General features: G+C 29.3%; 27 protein-coding genes and 1 tRNA gene. 15 read left to right on the top strand and 13 right to left on the bottom strand.

Annotated elements, in window-relative coordinates:
* Positions 1–88 precede the first annotated feature (88 nt).
* From C7N71_RS06750 to C7N71_RS06725, 5 genes are all read left to right on the top strand, one after another.
* Positions 89–289: a helix-turn-helix transcriptional regulator gene (locus C7N71_RS06750; protein ID WP_105988348.1), complete on the top strand. Its 201-nt coding sequence runs from the start codon at positions 89–91 to the stop codon at positions 287–289.
* Complete coding sequence (locus tag C7N71_RS06745; protein ID WP_157944378.1) at positions 279–815, top strand: DUF3278 domain-containing protein; 537 nt, start codon at positions 279–281, stop codon at positions 813–815. The genes C7N71_RS06750 and C7N71_RS06745 overlap by 11 nt, the downstream gene beginning before the upstream one ends.
* Positions 816–1,035: 220 nt before the next feature.
* A complete protein-coding gene (locus tag C7N71_RS06735) occupies positions 1,036–1,932 on the top strand; it encodes an ABC transporter ATP-binding protein (RefSeq protein WP_105988366.1) in 897 nt (298 codons plus the stop codon).
* Positions 1,925–3,169 carry an ABC transporter permease gene (locus tag C7N71_RS06730; protein WP_105988345.1) on the top strand — a complete coding sequence of 415 codons (1,245 nt, stop codon included), beginning with the start codon at positions 1,925–1,927 and terminating at the stop codon, positions 3,167–3,169. The genes C7N71_RS06735 and C7N71_RS06730 overlap by 8 nt, the downstream gene beginning before the upstream one ends.
* A 26-nt stretch (positions 3,170–3,195) precedes the next feature.
* Positions 3,196–3,753 (top strand): sugar O-acetyltransferase, encoded by a 558-nt coding sequence (locus C7N71_RS06725; RefSeq protein ID WP_105988344.1) that lies wholly within the window; start codon positions 3,196–3,198, stop codon positions 3,751–3,753.
* A 42-nt stretch (positions 3,754–3,795) separates the two neighbouring features.
* On the opposite strand, the gene C7N71_RS06720 is transcribed toward C7N71_RS06725, so the two are convergent.
* The 8 genes from C7N71_RS06720 to nrdD all read right to left on the bottom strand — a co-directional run bounded on the left by C7N71_RS06720 (position 3,796) and on the right by nrdD (position 12,324).
* Positions 3,796–4,503, bottom strand: coding sequence for a hypothetical protein (locus C7N71_RS06720; RefSeq protein ID WP_105988343.1), 708 nt, complete (start codon positions 4,501–4,503; stop codon positions 3,796–3,798).
* Positions 4,504–4,653: 150 nt separating this feature from the next.
* Positions 4,654–6,063, bottom strand: coding sequence for a Fe-S cluster assembly protein SufB (gene sufB / locus C7N71_RS06715; RefSeq protein WP_181398971.1), 1,410 nt, complete (start codon positions 6,061–6,063; stop codon positions 4,654–4,656).
* A complete protein-coding gene (sufU, locus tag C7N71_RS06710; protein WP_105988342.1) occupies positions 6,047–6,472 on the bottom strand; it encodes a Fe-S cluster assembly sulfur transfer protein SufU in 426 nt (141 codons plus the stop codon). Before sufU ends, sufB begins: the two co-directional genes overlap by 17 nt.
* Positions 6,462–7,673 carry an aminotransferase class V-fold PLP-dependent enzyme gene (locus C7N71_RS06705; RefSeq protein ID WP_105988341.1) on the bottom strand — a complete coding sequence of 404 codons (1,212 nt, stop codon included), beginning with the start codon at positions 7,671–7,673 and terminating at the stop codon, positions 6,462–6,464. Before C7N71_RS06705 ends, sufU begins: the two co-directional genes overlap by 11 nt.
* A complete protein-coding gene (locus C7N71_RS06700; protein ID WP_105988340.1) occupies positions 7,666–8,823 on the bottom strand; it encodes a SufD family Fe-S cluster assembly protein in 1,158 nt (385 codons plus the stop codon). The genes C7N71_RS06705 and C7N71_RS06700 overlap by 8 nt, the downstream gene beginning before the upstream one ends.
* Positions 8,823–9,596: a Fe-S cluster assembly ATPase SufC gene (sufC, locus tag C7N71_RS06695; protein WP_105988339.1), complete on the bottom strand. Its 774-nt coding sequence runs from the start codon at positions 9,594–9,596 to the stop codon at positions 8,823–8,825. Before sufC ends, C7N71_RS06700 begins: the two co-directional genes overlap by 1 nt.
* Before the next feature lie 12 nt (positions 9,597–9,608).
* Complete coding sequence (gene nrdG / locus C7N71_RS06690; protein WP_105988338.1) at positions 9,609–10,190, bottom strand: anaerobic ribonucleoside-triphosphate reductase activating protein; 582 nt, start codon at positions 10,188–10,190, stop codon at positions 9,609–9,611.
* Complete coding sequence (gene nrdD, locus C7N71_RS06685) at positions 10,150–12,324, bottom strand: anaerobic ribonucleoside-triphosphate reductase (RefSeq protein ID WP_105988337.1); 2,175 nt, start codon at positions 12,322–12,324, stop codon at positions 10,150–10,152. Before nrdD ends, nrdG begins: the two co-directional genes overlap by 41 nt.
* A 261-nt stretch (positions 12,325–12,585) precedes the next feature.
* Between nrdD and C7N71_RS06680 the strand changes: the two genes are divergently transcribed.
* Both C7N71_RS06680 and C7N71_RS06675 read left to right on the top strand, forming a co-directional pair.
* The gene (locus C7N71_RS06680; RefSeq protein WP_105988336.1) at positions 12,586–12,900 is read left to right on the top strand and encodes a hypothetical protein; all 315 of its coding nucleotides are present in this window, start codon (positions 12,586–12,588) and stop codon (positions 12,898–12,900) included.
* Between the two features lie 125 nt (positions 12,901–13,025).
* A complete protein-coding gene (locus tag C7N71_RS06675) occupies positions 13,026–13,646 on the top strand; it encodes a helix-turn-helix domain-containing protein (RefSeq protein ID WP_105988335.1) in 621 nt (206 codons plus the stop codon).
* On the opposite strand, the gene C7N71_RS06670 is transcribed toward C7N71_RS06675, so the two are convergent.
* Entirely contained in the window at positions 13,614–14,012 is a 399-nt protein-coding gene (locus tag C7N71_RS06670; RefSeq protein WP_140921736.1) for a hypothetical protein, read from the bottom strand. The genes C7N71_RS06675 and C7N71_RS06670 overlap by 33 nt on opposite strands.
* 175 nt (positions 14,013–14,187) lie before the next feature.
* Positions 14,188–14,583, bottom strand: coding sequence for a hypothetical protein (locus C7N71_RS06665; protein ID WP_105988333.1), 396 nt, complete (start codon positions 14,581–14,583; stop codon positions 14,188–14,190).
* Positions 14,584–14,693: 110 nt separating this feature from the next.
* On the opposite strand from C7N71_RS06665, the gene C7N71_RS06660 reads away from it, so the two are divergent.
* Together C7N71_RS06660 and C7N71_RS06655 are read left to right on the top strand one after the other, a co-directional pair.
* On the top strand, positions 14,694–15,377 hold the full coding sequence (locus C7N71_RS06660) for a C39 family peptidase (RefSeq protein ID WP_105988332.1): 684 nt from the start codon (positions 14,694–14,696) through the stop codon (positions 15,375–15,377).
* Between the two features lie 146 nt (positions 15,378–15,523).
* Positions 15,524–16,021 (top strand): hypothetical protein, encoded by a 498-nt coding sequence (locus C7N71_RS06655; RefSeq protein ID WP_105988331.1) that lies wholly within the window; start codon positions 15,524–15,526, stop codon positions 16,019–16,021.
* Positions 16,022–16,060: 39 nt separating this feature from the next.
* Here C7N71_RS06655 and C7N71_RS06650 read toward each other — a convergent pair whose 3' ends face one another.
* Positions 16,061–16,417, bottom strand: a complete 357-nt coding sequence (locus tag C7N71_RS06650; RefSeq protein ID WP_105988330.1) for a DUF1304 domain-containing protein — start codon at positions 16,415–16,417, stop codon at positions 16,061–16,063.
* Between the two features lie 79 nt (positions 16,418–16,496).
* Between C7N71_RS06650 and C7N71_RS06645 the strand changes: the two genes are divergently transcribed.
* From C7N71_RS06645 to C7N71_RS06635, 3 genes are all read left to right on the top strand, one after another.
* A complete protein-coding gene (locus C7N71_RS06645; RefSeq protein WP_105988329.1) occupies positions 16,497–17,780 on the top strand; it encodes an MFS transporter in 1,284 nt (427 codons plus the stop codon).
* Positions 17,781–17,917: 137 nt separating this feature from the next.
* On the top strand, positions 17,918–18,397 hold the full coding sequence (locus tag C7N71_RS06640; RefSeq protein WP_105988328.1) for a hypothetical protein: 480 nt from the start codon (positions 17,918–17,920) through the stop codon (positions 18,395–18,397).
* A gap of 139 nt (positions 18,398–18,536) precedes the next feature.
* Positions 18,537–19,514, top strand: coding sequence for an ADP-ribosyltransferase (locus C7N71_RS06635; RefSeq protein ID WP_105988327.1), 978 nt, complete (start codon positions 18,537–18,539; stop codon positions 19,512–19,514).
* Positions 19,515–19,595: 81 nt separating this feature from the next.
* Here C7N71_RS06635 and C7N71_RS06630 read toward each other — a convergent pair whose 3' ends face one another.
* Together C7N71_RS06630 and C7N71_RS06625 are read right to left on the bottom strand one after the other, a co-directional pair.
* A complete protein-coding gene (locus C7N71_RS06630) occupies positions 19,596–20,402 on the bottom strand; it encodes a manganese catalase family protein (RefSeq protein ID WP_105988326.1) in 807 nt (268 codons plus the stop codon).
* Between the two features lie 324 nt (positions 20,403–20,726).
* Positions 20,727–20,799 (bottom strand) — tRNA-Lys (locus C7N71_RS06625).
* 257 nt (positions 20,800–21,056) lie between these two features.
* Between C7N71_RS06625 and yycF the strand changes: the two genes are divergently transcribed.
* The 3 genes from yycF to C7N71_RS06610 are packed head-to-tail and all read left to right on the top strand — an operon-like array spanning position 21,057 to position 24,941.
* On the top strand, positions 21,057–21,764 hold the full coding sequence (yycF, locus tag C7N71_RS06620; RefSeq protein ID WP_105988325.1) for a response regulator YycF: 708 nt from the start codon (positions 21,057–21,059) through the stop codon (positions 21,762–21,764).
* A gap of 32 nt (positions 21,765–21,796) precedes the next feature.
* A complete protein-coding gene (gene walK, locus C7N71_RS06615) occupies positions 21,797–23,647 on the top strand; it encodes a cell wall metabolism sensor histidine kinase WalK (RefSeq protein WP_105988324.1) in 1,851 nt (616 codons plus the stop codon).
* Positions 23,637–24,941, top strand: coding sequence for a YycH family regulatory protein (locus tag C7N71_RS06610; protein ID WP_140929830.1), 1,305 nt, complete (start codon positions 23,637–23,639; stop codon positions 24,939–24,941). The genes walK and C7N71_RS06610 overlap by 11 nt, the downstream gene beginning before the upstream one ends.
* The last annotated feature ends 14 nt before the right edge of the window (positions 24,942–24,955 follow it).

The following is a 24,955-nucleotide window of genomic DNA, read 5'->3' as shown; positions in this document are numbered from 1 at the left end:
GTTTTATTTTGTCATATATATTTGACAAATATATAAATTAGTTTTATGTTATGTGTAACATATATGTGACTAAATTGGAGGAGTGATTTTGAATCGTGTTAGCGAATATCGAGAGAAACAAGGATTATCACAATTTGCTTTGTCACAAAAAATTGGTGTAGCAAGGCAAACAATTAATTTAATTGAGAATAATAAATATAATCCATCTTTAAATTTATGTATCAGTTTGGCCAAAGTATTAGGTACAGATTTGAATGGACTATTTTGGGAGGAAGAAGATGGAAAATAAAAAGAAAGAATCTTTATTTACAAAATATTTAAAAATGTTCTATGGAGTTTCAGGCCCATTAGATGAATACAAAAGACAAGAAATTAATAGAATTGGAAATAATTCTTTTATTGCTTGTTGGTTATACATTGCCACTTTATCTCTATTTTTAATTTTTTACGGAACTTCACATCCCCAAAATGCAATTAGCATATTTATTGTGGCTAATTTTGTATTTTTAATGATTTTAAGTGTATATATAATCATTGCAACTAAAAGGTCTAATTTAACCACTAATGAAGTTTCTGTAGATAATTATAAAAAAGCAAAAAGAAAGGTTGTCTACAAAGGAATTGGTTTTGGAATTTATTTTGTATTAGCAATGTATTTAATAACACCTCTTACATCACTATCGTCTGGTAATAAATCTTATATTGAGTCACTAAAACATCCTGAAGGTGGATTTTTAAGCTTCATTGTTGGAGGATTGATATTTGGAATAAGTATGTATATTATTATGAGAATTCGTATTAAAAAAATGAAATAAATTATTTTAATTTAGGAGATTAATATGATTAGAATATTTATATTTATGAGTTCTTTTTTCATGGCTGTTTTTCTTAATTTATTTAATGATTTTAGAAAAAATAAAATTAATAAAAAAGCTTTTATCAAAAAAACACTTATCATTATAATTATAATTTTTATAGCTATGTATGTTTTATATTTAGCAAAGTATATAAATAATTAAATAGGAGATGAACGTTATCTTACATATAAGCAAACTAGATAAATATTTTGATAATTTACATGCTTTAAGTGATGTAAATTTTGATGCAAAAGATGGCCGTATTTTGGGCTTAATTGGTCAAAATGGGGCTGGAAAATCTACAACGTTTCACAGTATTTTAGATTTTATTAAATATAATGGTGAAATAACATGGAATGGTAAATACATAAATGAAAAAACTTTTGATGAAATTGGCTATTTACCTGAAGAACGTAGTCTTATGGAAAAAGCTACAGTTCAACAACAAATTATTTACTTTGCTAAATTAAAAAATCGTAAGACTAGCTGGACTAAACCCAGAATTAAAGATTGGATGAAAAAATTTGATGTGAAAGGCGATTTAAATTCAAAATTAAAGTCTTTATCTAAAGGTAATCAACAAAAAATCCAATTAATTTGTACATTAATCCATGAACCTAAATTAATTATTCTAGATGAACCATTTAGTGGACTTGATCCAGTTAATGCTGATTTATTAAAACAATCTATCTTGGAAGCTAAAGATAATGGAGCCACAATTATTTTTTCCAGTCATAACATGAATAATGTTGAAGAAATCTGTGATGATTTAGTAATGCTTAAAAATGGTGAAGTGGTTTTAAATGGTAGTGTACAAGAAGTTAGAAATCGATTTGGTAAAAATGAATTGTATGTAACAACGCCAATGCCGAAGGAAGAATTAAAGCAATTACCAGGCGTTGAATCTGTAATCATTCGTGATAATGAAAAATATAAGTTGAGGTTATCGAACCCAGATGCTGGGATTGAATTATTTAAATTAATCAGTAAAGGTGAATATATTGAAGAATTCAGTCAACAACCACCATCGTTAGACGAAATCTTTAGAGAAAAAGTTGGTGAAACTAATGAATAAATTCAAAGCGATTGTCCAAGAAACTTATGTAGATCAGGTGAAATCAAAAAGTTTTATTATTTTATTATTGTTGCCAATTATTCTAATTGCTCTTAGTGGCATAGTGGGATTTATTAGTTATCAGAATGCATCTTCATCTGGAAACGATGATACTGATAAAATTGCATTAATTGCTGATAATGGAATTAAACAATCCATTGTTCAAAAAGATGGGAATTCAATTGATTCATCTATTAAAACTGAGCAACAAGCAAAACAAAAATTAAAAAATGACGATATTTATGGTTATGTAAAAGTTATAAAAAATAATGGTAAATATACTGCAAAATATATTGGCAATGAAACTATTGATAGTGGCGTTAGGGATGACGTAATGCAAAGCTTATCTTTACATCAAAATCAATTAAATTTAAGCAACAGTAATTTAACATCAGAACAAATTAAAAAGTTATCCAATAAACCATTGTTTGATATTCATGTAAAAAAACAAAGTAATGATAATAAGTCTGATGATAATGTTATTAAGATGAGTTCATTACAAGTATTAATATATATTCTATACTTCTTCTTGTTTATTTATTCCTCAATTACTGCTAGTGTGATTTCCAAAGAAAAGGGCTCAAAATTAATTGAGATTATTTTTAGTAGTACTACTTCCACTAACTATTTTATAGGTAAAATTACTGGAATTGTGCTGATGATGTTAACCCAATTTGCTGCATATTTAATTATGTTTTTTGGTAGTTATTTCTTTTTATCTCAAGCAGATTTTTCAAAAGATTTTATCAGCGAAAATTCAAATTATGTTCATCAGATAATAGATAATTTAGTTAATATTAATTTAGTATTTATTATTTTTGGACTACTATTGGGAATTATTTTAGCAGCGACTGCTGGATCATTAGTTTCTAGAAGGGAAGATGCTAATAAAGCTGGGCAACCAGTATTTATGCTTGTTGTAATACTTTTTGTACTTTCTATGATTTTTCAAAATAATAGTAACAACATTATTCCTAAAATCCTTTCTTATTTCCCATTATCATCATATTTCTTCATGCCAATTAGAATGATTAACAATCAAGCTAATATTTACGAAGGTTTAATTTCTTTAGTTATCTTGATTGCATTTATTTTTGGACTAACTTACTTTATTTCTAAAGTTTATAAGGGACTTATGTTACAAAATAATAATGGAGGATGGTTCCATAATTTAATCAAAGGGGTAAAATATCGTTAATTATAATTTAAAGGAGATCAATTTAAATGACCGAATTTGAAAAAATGAAAAATGGTGAATGGTTTGAACTTTTTGATGAGGCTTTTTCGAAAAGAAAGCAGGAATACAAAAAATTGCGTAGTGAATTTGCTGAAATTCCTTTATTAAATGAGGATGAACAGCAAAATAAAATCAAAGAAATGTTAGGTAGTTATGGTGAACATGTCTATATTCAACCACCGTTTGCTTTTGATTATGGTCAAAATATACATGTTGGATCTCGTTTCTATGCAAATTATAATCTAACTGTTTTAGATACTAATGATGTTATTATTGGAAACAATGTGTTAATTGGGCCCGATGTTGGTATTTATACAATTAATCATCCCATTAATGCTAAGGCTCGTAATAAGGGATTGGGTCAATCTTTTCCTGTCCATATTGGAAATGATGTTTGGATAGGTGGGCATGTAACCATTGTTCCAGGAGTGAATATTGGTAACAATGTAGTAATAGCAGCTGGAGCTGTTGTTACTAAAAATGTTCCCGATAACGTAGTTGTAGGCGGGGTGCCAGCAAATATTATTAAATCAATTGAAGATTAATATTACAAAAAAGCTCAAAGCAGTTTGCTTTGAGCTTTTTTACTACATACGACCAACTAATAGTGTTGGCATATTTTTAACATCACTATTGTTAATGAAAACTTTGATTTCTTTAATTGATTGTTGAGCTAATATTTGGTTGTGATCACTTAATTTATTAGTTAGCTTTATTGCAGCTTTTAAATCAGTATTAATTGATGCTTTAATTTGATTAATTTTTTTAGCGTGAAGCTTTTTACCTTCATATTGGTAGAAAGTAACATCCTCTGCTTTATCGCAAATATTATTTTCTAATTGAACTAATTTTCTTAATTCTTTATTATTGCGTTCTTTGTTATAAACGTCATTGTAATTAATCCAACCACTGATTTTTCCGGATTGTGAGATAACATTAACTTCTAGCCCATTTTTATAGCTCCAGATATGATTAACTTTAAAATTCATATTTGAATTAGCGAATTTTTTAACATCTTTAATATTATAATTTGATGGTTTTTTATGACTTAAATTTCTTGTAAATTCACCATCATAGTAATCCATTTGGCTGTTCTTAATTCTAAATACATATCCATTTTTGCTTAGGCGATTAGCCCACTTACTATTTTTAGTAATAGTTTTAGCACTATATTCTTGTTTTGCACTTTGGTTATTGTTTTTTTGACTAGCATTAGTTGAGACCCAACTAGTTACAGTTGATAAGGCGATAATCGTTACAAATGCATATACAGCTTTTTTATTAAATAATTTCATAATCTGTATCCCTCTTTCAAACCTTCTTAACATCTCTGTAACTATAATGTAACACTACTGTAATGTAAGTCAATGGATTAAACACTAAAATATTTTTACGAATAATGTTTCACATGAAACAAAAAGCTTATGTTTAATAACATAAGCTTTTTATCCAACCGAATCTTCCATTTGGTAATCAATCAATTTATTTAATTCAACTGCATATTCCATTGGTAATTGATTTGAGAAGGGTTCAATAAAGCCCATAATAATCATTTTGGTAGCTTCACTTTCTGATAAACCACGACTCATTAAATAATATAAATCGGTTTCAGAAATTTTAGAAACTTTAGCTTCATGTTCAACTTCTGAATCACCATTGTTAATTTCATTATGTGGAATCGTATCACTCGCAGAATCATCATCCATAATAATGGTGTCACATTCAATATGTGATTTAGAATAATGAGCTTCTTTATTCATACGAATAGTTCCACGGTAATTACAAATTCCACCAGATTTACAGATAGATTTTGATACCACGTTTGATGAAGTATGTGGTGCATGATGACGCATAATACAGCCAGTATCTTGATAAATATTATTACTTGCAAAAGCAATTGATAACATCGTACCGGTTGCATGGGGACCATTTAAATCAATACTAGGATATTTCATGGTTACTTTTGAGCCTAAATTACCATCGACCCATTCCATCGTTCCATTTTCATCAGCTGAGGCGCGTTTAGTTTCTAAACTATAAACATTATCAGACCAATTTTGAATTGTAGTATAACGACAAAACGCATTCTTCTTAACAAAAACCTCGACGTTAGCAGCATGTAAGCTATCTTCTGAATAATTGGGAGCAGTACAACCTTCAACATAATTGACACTAGCATCTTCATCAACAATAATTAAAGTTCTTTCAAATTGACCAGTACGTCCAGCATTAATTCTAAAGAAAGCTTGAATAGGAATTTTAGCATGAACGCCCTTTGGAACATACAAGAAAACACCACCAGACCAGACAGCAGTATTTAAAGCAGCAAATTTATTCATTTGAGGAGTAACTAATTTGCCAAAATGTTTTTTTACTAGATCCGGATGTTCACGAAGAGCGGTATCAGTATCACTAAAGATAATGCCCATTTCTTTGAATTCTTTTTTTATGTTGGCATAGACAGCTTCTGATTCGTACTGAGCTTCAGCACCAGCCAAATATTTTCTTTCAGCTTCTGGGACCCCAATCTTTTCAAAAGTGTTTTTGATTTGGTCAGGTACATCATCCCAGTTTCTTGAAACATGATCAGATGCTCGTTGGAAATATCTAATTTTATTTAAATCTAAGTCTGATAAATCAGGCCCAAAATCAGGCATTGGTAATTTTTTATAAATTTTAAATGCTTTTAATCTAATCTTTAGCATCCATTCTGGTTCATTCTTATGAGCTGATATTTCACGAATTATATCCTCATTCAATCCATCACCAGTGGAATAAAGGGGATTGAAATTATCCTTAAATCCATATTGATAATTATCATTTAAATTTTTAATTGAATCATCGATTATTATCATCTCCATTTACTAATTGATAAATTGCTTTAAAGGGGAGCATTGCACATTTAATGCGCATTGGTAAATGTGATACTGATTGTAAAACAACGGCATCACCCAGCAATTCTTTATTGATATCTTTATCATTAGTCATAAATTCAGAAAAATTAAGGACAATTTCTTCAATTTCAGCTTTCGATTTATTAATACAAAGTTCTTTCATAAAAGTAGTTGCAGCTTTAAAAATAATGCAGCCATCAGCATTGATGTTTATTTCTTTTAATAAACTATTTTCATACTGACAATTGATTGAAATATCATCACCACAAGTTGGATTATGTAAATGAACAGATGGATTTTGAATTTGCTCATTGGGACATTTTTTAGCATTTTCTAAAATAATGCGTTGATATAAATCTCTAAGCTCCATTGAAAAAGGACCTCATTTCAATAATCTTGTGAATGAGTTTATCACATTCATCTTTATTATTATAAAAATACATACTAGCTCGCAAAGTAGCATTTACACCTAATTTATTAGTAAGGGGTTCGGCGCAATGTTGCCCAGCTCTAACTGCAATATTATTAAAATCTAAATAAGTTGCAGCATCATGGGGATGAATGTTGTCAATACTGAATGAAACAATTCCAGTTTGTCTTTTTTCAGGGCCATATACAGTAACACCATCAATCTTTGTTAATTGATCATATAGATATTGACCTAAGGCTTTGCAATATTTTTCAATGTTATTCATACCAAGACTTTGTAAATAATCAATTGCTGTTGATAGACCAATGACCCCTTCAATATTTGGTGTTCCAGCTTCTAGTCGATAGGGAATATCTTTTGTTTTAAAATTATTCTTATCAACATGCTCAATCATTTCGCCCCCCAATTGAGTAGGGTGCATTTTTTCTAACAAATCTTTTCTTCCATATAAAATACCGATTCCAGTTGGAGCTAGCATTTTATGTCCAGAAAATGCCATCCATTCCGGTTTTAATTCTTGTATATCAATTTTTATCTCAGGAGCTGCTTGAGCAGCATCGATTAAAACATCGACATTTTTTTGATGAGCAATATTAATTAAAGCTTTCAAGTTATTAATGGTACCTAGAACATTTGAGACTGCTGTGATAGCCAATAACTTAGTTTTAGTATTAATGACTTTTTTTGCAGATTCAAGATTTAAAGTCCCATCTTCATTAATATCGATATATTTTAATTTAGAACCATTCTGTTTAGCAATATTTTGCCATGGTAATAAATTGCTATGATGCTCTGCAATTGAGACAACAATTTCATCGTCTTTTTTTAGATTATATTTGTAGTAACCATTTGCAACCTGATTGATACTTTGTGTGGTCCCTGCAGTGAAAATAATTGATTTATTTTCTTTAGCATTAATAAATTGAATAACTTTTTCACGACAAGCTTCAAATATTTGCGTAGTTCTTTCCGCAGCTGAATAAACACTGCGATGGACATTGAAATTATCATTTTCATAATAATTAGTTAAAGCATCAATCACTGATTTTGGTTTTTGAGTGGTTGCAGCATTATCAAAATATATGAAATCGGGATGTTTTATTAACATTGGAAAATCTACTCTAATTTTTTGATTATCCATTGATGCGCTCCTCTAAGTTAATCATCATCTGTTTTCTAATTTTTGCGTCAGGAAATTTATTAATTAATGGAATTAAAAATCCACGAGTTAGTAATAAACGAGCTTCCTTAGCAGGGATACCACGGGTTTTTAAATAATATAGTTGATCAGCATTAACTCTTCCAACACTAGCAGCATGTCCTGCAACAACATCATGATTATCAATTAATAAGATAGGATCAATTTTGCCTTTACTCTCTTTAGATAAAGTTAGTAAACGGTTAGTTTGATCCGAGTAACTATTAGGGGCATCTTGTTTTATTTGTCCAGTTGTATCACAAACTGTTCTAGCATTATCAGCTACGATACCTCGTTCATTAATGATTCCACTAGTATGTGCACTTTGGTTAATAATTTTGGTTTTAATTAATTGTTTCTGTTGTTTATCAGCTAAATTAATTAAGTTAATAGTTGCTGAACTACCGACACCATCTAAATCAATATTGCTGTCATAACGACTATTAAAATGATTAAAAAGACCAGTATAAGTGTTTAATTCAGCATTTTGCGCTAAATAGGCATTTAAAACCCGATGCGAATTTTGTGATTTGGATAAAGCAGCATCATAAAAATTAACTTTAGCATGGTCACCTAATAATATTTCAATCATTAGGCGATCATTTTCATTACTAGTGTCTTTATCTTCAAAAATAAGATTAGATGTTGAACCAGCAGCCGCAATAATTAATAAATGTTTTTCTTGATCATTATGCCTAACTAAATCACTAATATTAATGGTTTTATCAATATATTTATTATCGGGAATAAAGACAAATCCACCGGATTGCAAGTAAGCTAAATGATTTGCATTTAATTGATTATCACGCCAATAAATAGCTTTTTCCATCAAATTTTCTTGGATTAGCTCTGGAAATTGATTAGCCGCTGCAAATAAATCCATCATAATGACACCATCTTTTTGATGAATACCATTAGCTTGGTTATCTGTATTTATTTTTTGAAAATTTAAAATAGGCTTTTCAAAATTAAAATTACGTTGCTGATTATCAATAGTGAAATTTGGTGCCATTTTGGCAGCAACCATTCTTTTAACGGATAACCATTGTGGTTCATTATTTTTTTGGGCAAATTCTTGAATTGATAGACTCATTAATCATCCACCAACTTTGCATCAATGCCTAAAAGATCACGAAGATTTGCATATCCTCCAGCTTCCAATTGTTCTGCTAAATGATAATCGCCACTAGTAACCACACGTCCATCCATCATGACATGGACAACATCAGGACGAACATATTTTAAAATGCGATCATAATGAGTAATAATTAATGAACTGAAATTATTATCACGCATTTCATTAATTCCTTTGGATACTACTTTTAAGGCATCGATATCTAATCCTGAATCAATTTCATCTAAAATAGCTAATTTCGGTTGAATCATCATCATTTGAAGAATTTCATTACGTTTTTTTTCACCGCCAGAAAATCCTTCATTTAAATAACGATTCGTATAATCTTCTGTAATATCTAAAAAGTCCATAACTGTATCTAATCTTTGCATGAATTCTAAAACACTAACTTTTTGATTATCTGGCTTAATTGCATTCATAGCGGCATGAATGAAGTCAACATTTTTAACCCCACTAATTTCCGTTGGATATTGCATTCCAATGAATAATCCTAAACGAGCTCTTTCATCGGTTGCTAAATCATTTAGTTTAGTATGATTAAAAATAATATCACCATTAGTAATCCTATACTTAGGAGATCCCATAATAGTTTGTGAAAGGGTAGATTTACCAGTCCCATTAGGTCCCATGATGACGTGGACTTCACCATCTGGAATAGTTAAATTTAAACCCTTAATGACTTCTTTATCATTTTCGTTGATTTTGACATGTAAATTTTTAATTTTTAACAATAGCCGACTCCTTTAATGAACTAACTTGTCCCAAATGATAACTTTATCTTGTTTTAATGATTCAGGAACATTGATAATACGTTGATTGGAACTACCACGGAATTGTAAGGTTAGATCTTTCTTATCTTCCATAAAACGACCGTCAACCAAAATATCAATCATTGATAATAATTTTAATTTATCATATGATTCTTTCATTAATTCTTCCCAACGGTAACCGGACCAAGACCAAATATCTTTAGTATGGCCGAATTCTTTACGAACTCTTTTACATAATTTTAAACAAACTTGAGTATTTAAGAAGGGTTCACCACCCAAGAGAGTCAATCCTTGAACATAATCTTCTTTCATATCTTCAATAATTTGGTCTTCCAAGTCCTTTGAATATGGTTGTCCATAGTGGAAATTTTGGGATGCTACATTATAACAACCAGGACAGTGGAAGTTGCATCCACTAACATAAATACTACAACGAATTCCTTCACCATCAACAAAATTAAATGGCTTGTAATCAGCAATATATTGTAAACTTAAATCATCTGCAAGCCATTCTTTAGGCTTTGGATTGTTTGGCTGTCTCTTCCTTTGCGACATCTTTAATCATTCCTTTCGACATATTCTTTTGGCGTGATGAAATTTCAACATGACGACCGTGAACCATTGGACGAGCTTGGGGATTACCTAAATAACCACAGGTTCTTTTAACCACATCACAATATTTAGGATCATGATTCCCACATTGTGGACATTCAAAACCACGGGCGGTAGCTTTAAAGTCACCTTTAAATCCACATTTGAAACATTTATCAATTGAAGTATTAGTACCTAAATAACCAACATGATCATATGCCCAATCCCAAACTGCTTCTAAGGCTTTGGGATTTTGTTTTAAATTAGGGTATTCACAGTAATGAATAAAACCAGCTGATGCGTAATGTGGATATGCTTCTTCAAAAGTTAGTTTTTCAAATGGATTAGGACGTTTTCTAACATCATAGTGAAAACTATTAGTGTAATATTCTTTATCTGTAATATCTTTTACTTTGCCAAATTTTTTAATATCATCTTGAGCAAAAGTATCAGTTAGAGATTCAGCTGGAGTTGAATATAGACTATAATGGTAGCCACTTTGTTTAGACCATTTTTTACATAAATTATTTAATTCACGGACAATGCTGACGGTGAAGTCATGAGCTTCTTGATTATGTTCCCAATCAGGTCCATACATAGAAGTTGCGACTTCGTAAAGACCAATATAACCTAGTGAAACAGTCGCTCGTTCATTATTGAATAGTTGATCAACATCATCATCTGAGTTTAAGCGTTTTCCAAAAGCACCATATTTATATAATAGCGGGGCATTATCGGGTTTAGCTTGTTTAGTTCTTTCAATGCGGTATGCCATTGCTTGATGAACAATACGTAACTTTTCATCAAAAATTTTCCAGAATAATTCTTGATTACCCTTTGCGAATAATGCAATTCTTGGTAAATTAACAGTAACCACACCTAAGTTCATGCGACCAGCGTTAATTTCTTCGCCTTCAGGACTAACCCATTTAGGGACAAATGAACGACAACCCATTGGTGCTTTGAAGTTACCAGTGATTTCACAGAGCTTGTCATACATTAAAATATCTGGATACATACGCTTAGTGGCACAATCAATCGCCCATTTTTTAACATCATAATTAGGGTCATTTGGTTTTAAATTCAAGCCTTTTTTTAGGGTATAAATTAGTTTAGGAAAAATAGCAGTACGACGTTCTTTACCTAAACCTTTAATTCTAATTTTTAGAATATCAATTTGAATTTCTTTTTCAATCCAATTAGTACCTAAACCAAAACTAACCGTAGTAAATGGGGTTTGACCTTGGGATGAGTATAAAGTATTGATTTCATATTCTAATGATTGCATAGCATCATAGATATCTTGCTTAGTACTTTCTTTAGCGTATGATTCTTGTTCATCTTCAGGGACCCATTCTTTAGCAACCTTAAGGTGCTTTTGATAATTAATTTCAGCAAATGGTGCTAAAACTTCATCAGCACGATCAAAAGATAAACCACCATATTGTAATGAAGCAACATTAGCAATAATTTGTGAAACTTGAGCAGTTGCAGTTTGAATGGAACGGGGAGATTTAACTTCAGCATTACCAATTTTAAAACCATTAGTTAACATTTCTTTAAAATCAACTAAACAGCAATTCGTTTCTGGAGTAGCGGGGGAATAGTCCAAATCATGCCAATGAATATCACCACGAAGATGGGCTTTAGCTACCATTTCAGGAAGCATTTTTAAGCCAATCGCTTTACTTGCCGCACCAGCTTCTAAATCACGTTGGGTATTGAAAACATTACTGTCTTTATTTGCATTTTCATGCACAACGCGATCTTCACGACCAAATAATTGATTAATACGATGTTCGACATTAGTTGCTTCGGCAAAATTATCTTGATCTTTAGCTTGAAAATCTAGGTATTGTTGTTTTTCATCTAGAAGATTATTTTCTTCTAGGAATTGAATAATAAAATCATGGATATGTACAGCAGTGATTTTATCTGTATCTTTTGTTAATAGGTTTAATTGTTCAAAGAATTTTTTTCTTTGTTCATCTGAAAATTTTAATTGATCAAAAATATAATCAATTTTGTACTTGTAAAATGGAGTTGTATCTCCAGTCTTTTTGATAACGTTTAAATGGTTGAATAGAGTGTCTAACATTTATACATAACCTTTCAAAATAAAAATACACTATAAATTGTGTCTGTTCCTAGATTAACACATACATATAGTAGAATTACATTCTTGAAAAGTAATTTGAATAGTGCATCCTTAACAATTAAAAGCTTTTAATTTTCTTAGAAAGCCGCAAAAATAGTAATGTTTTCATAAAAAGCTTAACGTTTCAAAAAAATACAGCATAATTGTTCTAAAATTATGTTAGTATTAGTAACATCAAATTATTGAATAAAGGGTATGTTTATGAAAAAAGGATTTAATTTTATGTTTATTGCTGCTTTAATACTATTTGGAATCTTCTTATTAAATCGTCCACATTTATCTAATGGAATTTATGTAGGTTCTTCAAAGCAAAGTGAGCTAATTCTAAATCATTATGATCATTATTTTGTATCTAATCGAGGACAATTACCAAGTAAACTACAAAAAAATGGTGAATATACAGTTTATGGAAATGTAATTTTATTTAATCACAAAGTAAAAGGGCACATACATAATAAAAAATTTTTTGAATTATCTGATGGTAATTACAAAGAAACATTTAAATTAGTTGAATAAAAAAGCACTTAGAAAAATTCTAAGTGCTTTTTAAATGCTGATATAACAATGTTGCAAGGAATCATTGCTAGCATTTTATATATGAAAAATTTATTATTTAATTAAAACAAAGAGGTGACACACTAATGAAATTTGGTGAACGTTTGAGAAAAGCACGCCAAGATAAAAATTTAACTCAAGATACTGTCGCAAAACATATGATAGTTTCGAGGCAAACAATTTCTAGTTGGGAGAACGAAAAAACATATCCTGACATTACGAGTTTAATTAAGTTAAGTGAATATTATGATATTTCATTAGATTTATTATTGAAGGAGGATAATGGGATGCGCGAATATTTGAGAAAGAAAGATTTAGTAAAGACGATTAAACCAATTAGTACTTTACTGTTGGTAATAAATATTATTTTTACAATGTTAATAATTGGGGATTTATTCGATATTATTAAACTAGGAATTGTAGGACCATTTATATTGATAATGAGTATGATGAATATATCAGCAATAGCTAAAATAGATGATTTAAGAAAAAATCTTGGTATAGAACGTAAAAGAAAAATAAAATCGTTTTTAAAAGAAAATGTTGTAAAACATTTTTGGATAATTTTATTATTTTCATTATTAATTACGATAATTGGTGTTTTTATTTTCATTAAAACCTTAGGTAATGATATTGGGGTGTCTATATTTAGTTTCGGTATTTTAATTTTTGTACTAACAATATTGATTAAAAAGAATAAAGTCTAACTGAACAATTGAGCATCCAGTTATAATAATCCATACTATTAATTCAATAGCATTATCTTCAAAATCATTAAATTTAATCATTTCATTAACAAGCTTAATTAATACTATCAACATTATAATAATCCATATATTAAATGAATCAGTTATGAACTCGATAACAAGAAATGTTATTTGTAGAAATTTAATGATAAGGTATCTTACAACAATATTGATTTTCGTTAATTTTTGGTTTATTTCATTAAACAAATTAGCAATAAATACTGTTATACGATTTTCAGCAAAAAAATGTTTAATCTTTTTATCCATTTTTTCAAAAGCAATTAATACTTTTTCCGTGAAATCATCAAATGATTCTAATTTGCCCATTTTTTTGTATATATACCGGATTAATAAGTAAAAGTTGAATAGTACCAAAACAAATAAACTTAATAAAAAAGAAAAAGTTGAAATTAGAACAGCAGCGAATATTATCAAGTTTAATATTAATATTATTATAAATGGATTGTCTTCTAGTTTTTTCTTTTTCATTTAATCATCTCAATTATTTTAGTTTTTCAGATTGTTGTTTAAATAAGTCTAAGATTAAATCATTCTTTATGTATGACTCATTTACATCTGCTAAACGTGGCTTATTTTGCAATGCAATTTTTTTAAATTTATCGGTCAATGTACCTTCATTATTTTGCTTAGCATTATCATACAATTTAGCGTAATTGAAAAACATATAGTATTTTTTGATAAAATGATTCAATTGGATTAATGAATCAACATATTCATTATTATCTTTTCCATAACTTAATGTCTGTCCATTATCATTAGAAATACTTTGTTTATTATTAGTTTTGTTGTTTTGGCCAACTTCTAATCTGATTAATTCATCATTGGCAGGAAATTCAAGAACACTGTCATCAATGTTAATATTTAAAATAGTATACAATTTTATCAACTCCTTAATGTGTATTTTATATGCTAGGCAAAAAAATGTACATTTATATTAATTATAATTAATATAGTAGTTATTATTTAAAAATTAGGTGGTCAATTAAATTGTTTAAGTACAAAAAAACTACAATAATAATTGGTTTTTTATTTATAATATTAGTCTTTTATACTACCAATATGATTGTCAGTGGAAATCATATTCCAGGTACATACGCTGAGCGACCAATTGAAAGTGATGCAAAAGTTGTAGAACTAAATGCTCCCTACATCAGTCAACAATCAGATAAGGCTTGGAATGGATGTGAAGCTGCCAGTTTGCTAGAGGGATTTCACGAAAAAGGGATTCTGTTAAATATGAATTTATCAAATTTTTTAAAACAGATGCCTTATAGTAAAGACGCAAATCCTAATAATGGTTATGCAGGTTCACCATATATTGAGAATCAAGATAATATGCCGCAGTCTATTTACCCTAAAGCTTTAAGCAGTTGGGGGAACTTATATCATCACGTTAATGATATGACTGGAGCAACTGCTGATGATTTGAAAAATCAAGTTAAGCATGGAAATCCTGTAGTAACCTATATTGTTAGTCATTATAATGAAACACCTGAGTATCAACATTATAGATGGGGATATGGAATAGTAAATAGCCATGTTGTACTAATGGATGGATATGAACGTGGTTATTATCATATTTCTGATCCTAATCGTGGTAAATACTGGGTTAAAGCTAATTTATTTGAAAAAGCATATAACTATAAACGTTATGCTGTTGCTATCCAATAAAAAAAGTTCTCAAATATGATTTGAGAACTTTTTTAATTAAATAAACATATTAATCAATTCTTTCTAATTATTTTTTAATTTACATTTAATGTTAAACTTAAAAGTAGTATCATTTAGATTAATTAAAAGTTAAGAAGGTGTTTTTTATGTTCAAAGCATTTTTTAATTACATTGGAATTATTCTTTGGGGCTTTTTTGCTTTGATTACGATTTTTTATTTTAATGAAACTATTCAAATTAATAGTTCTACAACTTCAATGGGGCAAAGTTCGCTGAACTTTAAAATGGTTTATAGTTATTGGGATTATTATTTTATCTTTTCATTACTAATATTATTACCTTATATTGTTCATCAAATTCCTATTCTATATAAAAAACACATTAGTAAGATTGATACTTATAAAGACCGGGCGATGAAGTTACATAATCAAGATTTAAATCAGAACCACACTAATCGGGTGTGGTCAGTAAATGGCTCTCGTATGAATAATCCTTATGGATATTCCTTTTCAGAAACACAATCTTATGGCGATCTGTCGGGTAGTTTATTGAATCTTTTGCAAAAATATTTAGTAAACATTTTTGTGATTATTTTTGCACCAATTTTTATCGCATTTATAATTATTAGAAAATTTGTAAAATAAAATAAGATATTCGAATCCACAATGATTCGAACACCTTAATTATATAATAATTATTAAAGTAATTATTGGCAGTAACCCTTGTTTGATAATAATGCTTTTTTGACTAGTTATGGCTCCGTAAATTGCAACCATAATTGCATAAATTAAAATTGGAATGATTATTTCTTTAGGATGAGGGGCAATAAATGTTCCATATAATAATAGCACTCCAATTAGTCCATTATAGACACCCTGATTTTTCATTAAAGTTACAGTGAATTTATTTTTTAAAACATCTTTAGGAATTTTAAAAATTCTACGTGTATTTTTAGAATTTGTTTGAATTGTTTGGATAAACATAATATATATAAATTCAATTGCTACTAGGGTAGTGAAAATATTTGATAAGATACTCATTTTAATTACCGCGCTTTACTTATATTTTTTGAATTAACCATAATTCAAAAGTCAATCAACAGTCACAGGAGGGATTTATATGGATGAAAATATCGCCAATGTTAATATAACTAATCATCAATCTAATATTCAAATTGTTAAAGATGTGACCAGCAATTTAATCGGTTCATTTACTGGTGGCATGCTTTCTTTTGCAATGGGATTAATGCTACTGAGTGCGACACATTCAGCAATTAGCTTTGGGCTTAGCATGATTATAACACCAGTTATGGGGTTATTATTTATGATTCCAATAGGTAATATTGTTGATACATATCACCATAAAAATATTATTGTTATTAGTATGATTATCAGAATAATCACGATGATTACATTTTATTTTACAATTAACATGTTTGTGGGTGAATATAAATTAATCCCGGTAGCTATATTTTTAAGTATTGATTCTATTTCTACCAACTTTAATAGTACTAGTGTTGATGCATCTGTACATGAGTTGGTTAATGATAATAGCATTGAAAAGCTAACATCATTAGTTCAAAGTTCAATGGCAATTTCGTCAATATTTGCCCCAATGTTAGGAGCTGCATTATATTCATTATTTGGTTTTAATTTATTTATTATTATAGAAATTGCTTCTAGTATTGTATCTTTATTAATCACAATCTCAATGCATTTCCATTATTTTTCTGATTTATCTTCATTAGATGATATGAACAAAAATTCATCAATGGATAAATTTAAGTCAGGATTCGAATATGTAAGAAATTTTAAATTTATAAGATATATTATTATTATTGGAGTCGTTTTTAATTTCTTCTTTACTGCTATAACAATTGGCATGCCATATATTATTCAAGTTCAATTACATATGGGTAAGCTACCGATTAGTGTACTTGATTCTAGTGCTTCATTAGGGATGCTGATTGGAGGATTAATTATAAATATTATTCCGAAAAGTACTGGATACAATATAAAGCTTATTTTTCCGATAATTGGAACCATACTTTCATTAATTTTATTTGGTTTTATATTTTCAATCCATTCAATTATTGGCATATCAATCGTTGGTGGCATTATAATGTTTGTCCTAATGAGTCTAATTACAATCATGAATATTTCGGTACAAGTAATGCTACAAAAAAATGTGCAAAATAAAATGTTAGGGCGAGTGATGTCGATGACAATCACTTTCAATATGTCTATAATGCCATTAGGTACATTATTTTATTCATTTATATTTAATAAAGTTAGTAACGGTGGATTAATTTTTATAGTTAGTGGTTTATTATTGTTAGTTTATATTTTGTGTTTAATGCCTTCAATTTTAAGAATGCTTAAATCATCAAGAATCAAGATTTAATTATAAATAATATTATTACTTACTATACTTGTTTTGACAATGTTTTAATTGACTAATTGGCAACTATGAATTAGTGTTAATAACAGAAATATCAAATATATGTAATAAATATATAATTGAAAGGGAGATTTCTAATTATGCCAGAAGAACGTAAACTGCCAGTAATTGAATTACCAGAAAGACAAATTACTCTTAGCAAACTAGATGAAAAATATGATCCAATTGTTAAAATGATTAATCGTTTCTCAAGAATTGCTTTAGATGGACAATTTGACGAACGCTATACATTTATTGCTAACTTAAGAGAATTACAAACTTATGCAAAACGTTTTAACCACTACTATAAACTACAAAAATTAATCATGGTTAAAATTGATGATTTAACTAAAGATAATGCATCAGCTGAAAAGATTAATTTATTAAAAGAATTTCTAAATGGTTACAATGAACATTTACAAGAAATTCAAGACGAATTAGATGAAAGCTTTTCTGCTCCTGAAATCGTTGGAATGGGTCATGCTCTTGATAAGTTCGTTTATAAGAACTTTGATAAGTTAGAAGATCGTCCTGAATTTAACGAATATTTGGAATACAGAATTAACAATAAAGAACTATAAAATAAAAAACTAACCTCCAATTATCGGACAAGAATTGTTTAATAATTGGGGGCTTTTTTTATGCAAATTATTGGCTATTTTAAAATAAAAAGATATAATTTATGTACTATATTTCATTATTAGGAGATGACATAAAATTATGAAAAAGACACGTATGATTACTTTTTTATCAACCCTAGCAATTGGTTTTACGATTACTTCTGGTCAGACAGCAAATGCTAAACAAAAGAAAGATAATACTATATATATATCTACTGAAAAAACCTCTAATTTTAACACATCTGATGCTCCAATAACCCAAAGAGTAGCAAATAAGGATTTTACTGCAAATGAGCAAAACACTTCTAATCAAGTACAAATTAAAAAAGGTACTGTTATGAGTATTAAGGATGGTAATAATTTATTTACGATTCCTGGTAATGATGATAATTTAGAAGTAAATAATATTAATAGTGTATCTTATCCAGACAAGAACTATTATTACAGTCAAAAAGACTATAAAAATTTATATGCTGAAGGTGCTAAGTGGGCAAAAGGTTTAAGTAAAAAGCAATATAAAGCTGTAGGCGATTATAGCCTTTCAGGATATACTGATGATAATACTTATTTACGTACAGGCAAATCTAAAAAACTTATTAAGACTAAACAAGAAGTTAAAAATATTCAATCTGCTTTAAGTAAGTTTGACTTAAAGAAACCAATTACTGTATATCGTGGATTAAATGGAATTGGATATTCTAAAGGTTTGAACGGACAACCTAATCAAGTCGGTTCAGTTTATTCGGATAAAGCATTTCAATCAACTAGTGTTGACCAAAATGCAGCAATTGGTTTCTTGAACACTAGTGAAAAGAATCCTGATAATAATATTTTAATTAAATTAAATGTTCCTGCTGGAAAAAATGGTGCATATATCAATTCCATTTCGAAGAGCAAAAATGAAAAAGAATATTTATTAAATTCAGGCAAAAAGTTAGTAATCACTAGAATCCAAACGGTTAATGCCAATGTGAAATATGATTCATATCAACAAAAAAATTCTGAAAAAGTTAAACATTTAAATAAAGATAATGAAAAGTATAATTATAAGTTAGTTACTATGAATTTAGTTGATTAAATAAAAAGGACTCATCAATATTATTTGATGAGTCCTTTTAGTTATTAAAAATTATATTAGAGTTACTTATTGTTAAGATGTTTAACCTTGATCGTTATGAAGACGCTTATCTGCGGGTTTAGTTTTTGGAATACCACCCATTGCTTCTGGATTTTCTTGATAAGTGAACTTTTCACCGTCTTTAGCAGTTTGACCTTCAAACGCACGTGAACCGGTTCCATCAGAGAAATTCATTAATACATGTGCAAATTCATCATGTTCAATGTCTTTCATATCACCAGGGACAACGACACCATATTTTTCTTCTAATTCTTCTTGAGCTTTCATAAATTGTAATTGATGTTGTGTTTCACGAGCTAATAAGAATTTTAGCATGTCACGAACACCTTCATCTTCAGTCATATAGTATAGACGACTTACTTGTAATCTAGCTTCTGATTCACGCACAACATTAAATCTCATGTCAGCGACTAAATTACCACTTGAAGTAGTGTAGCCTGCGTTCCAAGCACCACCATTAGGGTTATTTAAGCTAGCTGTCATTCCATGAACGATTGAATGTTCTGGATCCATGCCTGCATATTTTGCAGCTAATGAAGGATCTTTCTTTAAATCGTCTTCACTAGGATTTAAAGGAGCATCTTCTAAAAGATAAGCAATCATGGTAGAAATCATTTCTACGTGAGCCATTTCTTCTGTTCCTGTATCTAATAGTAGGTCTTTATATTTTTCGTCACCGGTAGATGACCAACCTTGTGATAAATAGGACATCATTCCAGTTACTTCACCCCATTGACCACCAAGTGATTCTTGTAATCTACGTGCCATTAATGGATCTGGTCTATCTGGCTTAGCGTTATATTGTAATTTACGAGTGTGTTTAAACATAAAAATCCTTCTCCTTTTGAATGCTGAGAAAATGAAGAAATTAAATATGATGAAATACAAAGATTATGTATGACTTAATATATAATTTTCATATCTCTTGTAATAGATACCATAAATTTGCAAGGACAACGTTGTTTTTATATATAATTATATCTTGCACGATTTAATATACCACGATGTAAAATATCAGTCTAATATAATGACTTTTAAATTTGGAGAAAAAAATCTTATACTTAATTTTTTGCACAAGGATGGAAAACAAAGATAAGTTTTTGTAAACAAAAAAAGCAATTCCTAAATTAGGAATTGCTTTTATATCAGTTATGGGCAGTCAGGGGCTCGAACCCTGGACCCACGGATTAAGAGTCCGTTGCTCTACCAACTGAGCTAACTGCCCAAATAATTATTAAGTTGTTATTAACTCAACAAATAATATAATATCATTTAGAAAATATTTTGACAAGTGTTTTTGTAAAAAATATTACAAATATTTAAAAGTTATTAAATTTAACTTTCATAAAATTGCCTATGAAGAAATGAGTTGGTCTTGCGTGTTATAATAATAATAGCTAATTAATATTAGCCCAAGTAAACTTAAAATAAAAATAATAAACTTAAAATATAAAGTATTCTTGTAAAAGGAGAGTATGATTTATGACAAAAATTTTAGTAGTAGATGACGAAAAACCGATAACAGATATTGAAAAATTTAATTTAGAAAAAGAGGGCTATGAAGTTTCTGTTGCCTACGATGGTGAGGAGGCTATTCAAAAGGTTGAAGATGATACTCCAGATTTAATTATTTTGGATCTAATGTTACCCAAAGTTGATGGACTAGAAGTAGCTAGAGAAGTTAGAAAAAATCATGACATGCCAATTATTATGGTAACTGCAAAAGATTCCGAATTAGATAAAGTTCTTGGTTTGGAATTAGGTGCGGATGATTATGTCACTAAGCCGTTTTCTAATCGTGAATTAGTTGCCCGTGTAAAAGCTAACTTGAGAAGACAATCTAGTAACGATAATGCTCAAGCAAAAGATGATGAAAATAAAGATATTAAAATCGGTGATTTAGTAATTCATCCCGAAGCTTATACTGTAAGCAAACGTGGAGAAAATATTGAATTGACCCACCGTGAGTTTGAATTACTTCATTATTTAGCTCAACATATTGGCCAAGTTATGACTCGTGAACACTTATTACAAACTGTGTGGGGTTATGATTATTTTGGTGATGTTAGAACAGTTGACGTTACAGTTCGTCGATTAAGAGAAAAGATTGAAGATAGTCCTAGTCATCCTATTTGGTTGATTACTAGACGTGGAGTTGGCTACTACTTAAGAAATTCAGAAAATGAATAGTTTAATAACTATTCTATAAGGAGTATTTTACATTGAATAATAAAATTAAGTATTTCCAATCAATTCATTTTAAGATTGCGCTGGTCTTAGCGTTAATTTTATTAGTAACCCTAGAAATTGTAGGGGCTGTTTTTGTTAGTCAACTTGAAACTAAGAATGTTGACTCATATAAAAAACAAGTACAGCTACCTACATATGTAAATACAACCTTAATTAACGAGCTTTCAAAAACTAATATTAGTAAAGCAAATGTTGGCATTAGTTCTTTATTGTCGGATATTGATAATAAAAACTCTACTGAAGTTGAAGTGGTTGATGCTAAAAATACAGTGCGTGGTACTAACGAAAGTGGTAATCAAAGCCATGTTGGACAAAAAAATTTAAACACCAACATCAAAAATACTTTGATTAATCGCCAATCTTATAGTGGGATAATGAGTGATCCTAGTAATTCTAGATATTATACAGTTATCACACCTTTAATTAAGAGTAGTAATAATGAATTAGTAGGTGTCGTATATGTGCATGCTAATTTAGATTCAGTATATAAAGAAATTAATCAGATTACTCTGATATATGTCGCAGCTGCTTTAGTTGCTATCTTAGCAGGATTGTTAATTTCGATTGTCATATCTAGAGCGATTACTAAACCCATTGATGAAATGAAACAACAAACATTACAAATCGCTAAGGGCGATTATTCAGGTCAAGTCCATGTTTATGGTCGTGATGAATTAGGGCAATTGGCCAATGCGGTTAATAATTTATCAGTTAAAGTTGAAGAATCACAAGAGTCGACTGAATCTGAACGACAAAGATTAGATTCAGTTTTGACTAATATGACCGACGGTGTGATTGCAACTGATCGTCGTGGAAAAGTCATTATTATGAATGATGAAGCTGCTAATTCACTTGAAACTTCAGAATCAGAAGCAATTGATAAATCAATCCTTGATGTCTTAGATATTGGTGATGAATATACCCTAAGAGAAATTATCGAAAATCCTGATGAAACTATTATTGATCGTTCCGATAATTCTCGAGATTTAATTTTGCATGCTCACTTCTCGCTTATTCAAAGAGAATCTGGCTTTGTTTCAGGTTTAGTTTGTGTTTTACATGATGTTACTGAACAACAAAAGATTGATAATGATCGTAAGCAATTTGTTTCTAATGTTTCGCACGAATTGAGAACTCCTCTAACTAGTGTGCATTCATACATTGAAGCTTTACAAGATGGTGCTTGGAAAGATAGTACCATTGCACCTAAGTTTTTAAAGGTGACTCAAGATGAAACTGATCGCATGATTAGAATGATTAATGACTTATTAACATTGTCTAGAATGGATTCTAATACGCAAAAGATTAATAAAGAACTAGTTAATATTAAAGAACTATTTAACTACATTTTGGATCGTTTTGACATGATCATTAAAAGTGATGATGATAATAAGAAACTTAGCAAGGATTATAAAATTATTAGAAAATTCACGAAGCTTGACCTATGGGTAGAAGTTGATACTGATCGCTTTACCCAAGTTATTGATAATTTAATGAATAATGCTATTAAATATTCACCTGATGGTGGGACAATTACTTGTTCACTTTACGAAACCCATAATAATGTTATTTTGAGTGTTAAAGACCAAGGATTAGGAATTCCACGCAGTTCAATACCACATATCTTTGATCGTTTCTATCGTGTTGATAAAGCGCGTTCCAGAGCACAAGGTGGAACTGGATTAGGATTAGCAATTTCAAAAGAAGTTATACAAGCACTTGGCGGTAGAATCTGGGTTGAAAGTACTGAAAATAAGGGTTCTACATTCTACATTGCCTTACCATATGAACCAATTGAGGAGGATCTTTGGGATGAAAATTAAAAACTTAATTTTACCAGGATTACTAGGGATTGCAGTTGTAGTTAGTGTGGCCTTGTCTTCTTCAATTTGGATTAACCCAGCCCATTATCGTAATAGTCAACAAACAAGTGTAAGTAATAATTCAATTATCGATAATAAACCCATGTCATATGTTTATTCACCTACCCAGTTAATTCAAACTGATGAAAATGGTAAACAAAATATGTTAACTAACCATTCAAGCAATTTAATCTCTGAAATTGGTAATCAGATGAAAAATTATGATAGTAAATCAGTTGATAGATTATCATCAGGTAATATTGATGAGTACAAAAAGCTTTTGGAATATAAAAATTCTATTATTTTAAATTATCCTTCTAAAATTTCCATTAAAATTTTTAGTAAATTTATTAATGATTCATTATCAAAAGGTCCTAATGATAGTATTAATAGGATCGTTATTCCATTTGATGATAGTAATGAAATTTATTTAATGCGTGATAATGGTTTTCATATTTATAAAGCTAAATTTAAAAACACTAACGTTTCAGGGTTAAAGGAAGCTATTAAAAATAATGTTGGAACAATTCCAGTAAAAATAAAATTGATTAATAAAACTCCAACGATTGATTTTATTAAGTCTTTTGAGATGCCGCAGTATGGTTATCTTATTAATAAGACTTCACAAAATTATTATGTTACGCGTTTATTGCCTAATTTGCATAATACTAATAATATTAAACATCATCGTAATTCGGTCGTCTACAATGATCAATCGTCCAAGCAATTAACTTTTTACAATAGTGGTGAAGCAGAATATTTCGATAGTCGACCTAACTTTATATCTAGTGATTTTACTCAAACTTTAATTGATTCTTATAAGAACATCTCTAAATTGAGTATTAGTGATAATTTAAGTAATCTTAGATATTTTAGCTATAGTCCTAAAAATTCTACGATTATCTATCGTAACTATGTTGAAGGATTTCCAATTTTTAATCAAAATCAATATGGCGCTGTGCAAATTAAATTAGTTGATAATACATCCTTGAGATATAATTTTTCACTAAATAACTTGCAAATTCCAGTTCCTACTGGCGGTCCTAATATTAAAATGAATACTACTAAGGAAGTTGTAAATAGTTTATCCAAAGCTGGCTATGATGTTAAAAAAATTGGACCAATTGAATTAGGCTATCAATGGAGTAATTCTAAAGATTCTAATATATTAGTTACATTACAACCAACATGGTTTGTTTATTATAACGGTCGTTGGAACAATTATAATCAAATGATTAATAAAGTTGGATATTAGAGATTGGGGTGCCA

The sequence above is a fragment of the Apilactobacillus timberlakei genome (assembly GCF_002993965.1).
Lineage (GTDB): Bacteria > Bacillota > Bacilli > Lactobacillales > Lactobacillaceae > Apilactobacillus > Apilactobacillus timberlakei.
Note: the sequence above shows the minus strand (reverse complement) of the source record. Positions and strands in the feature narration are given on the sequence as shown.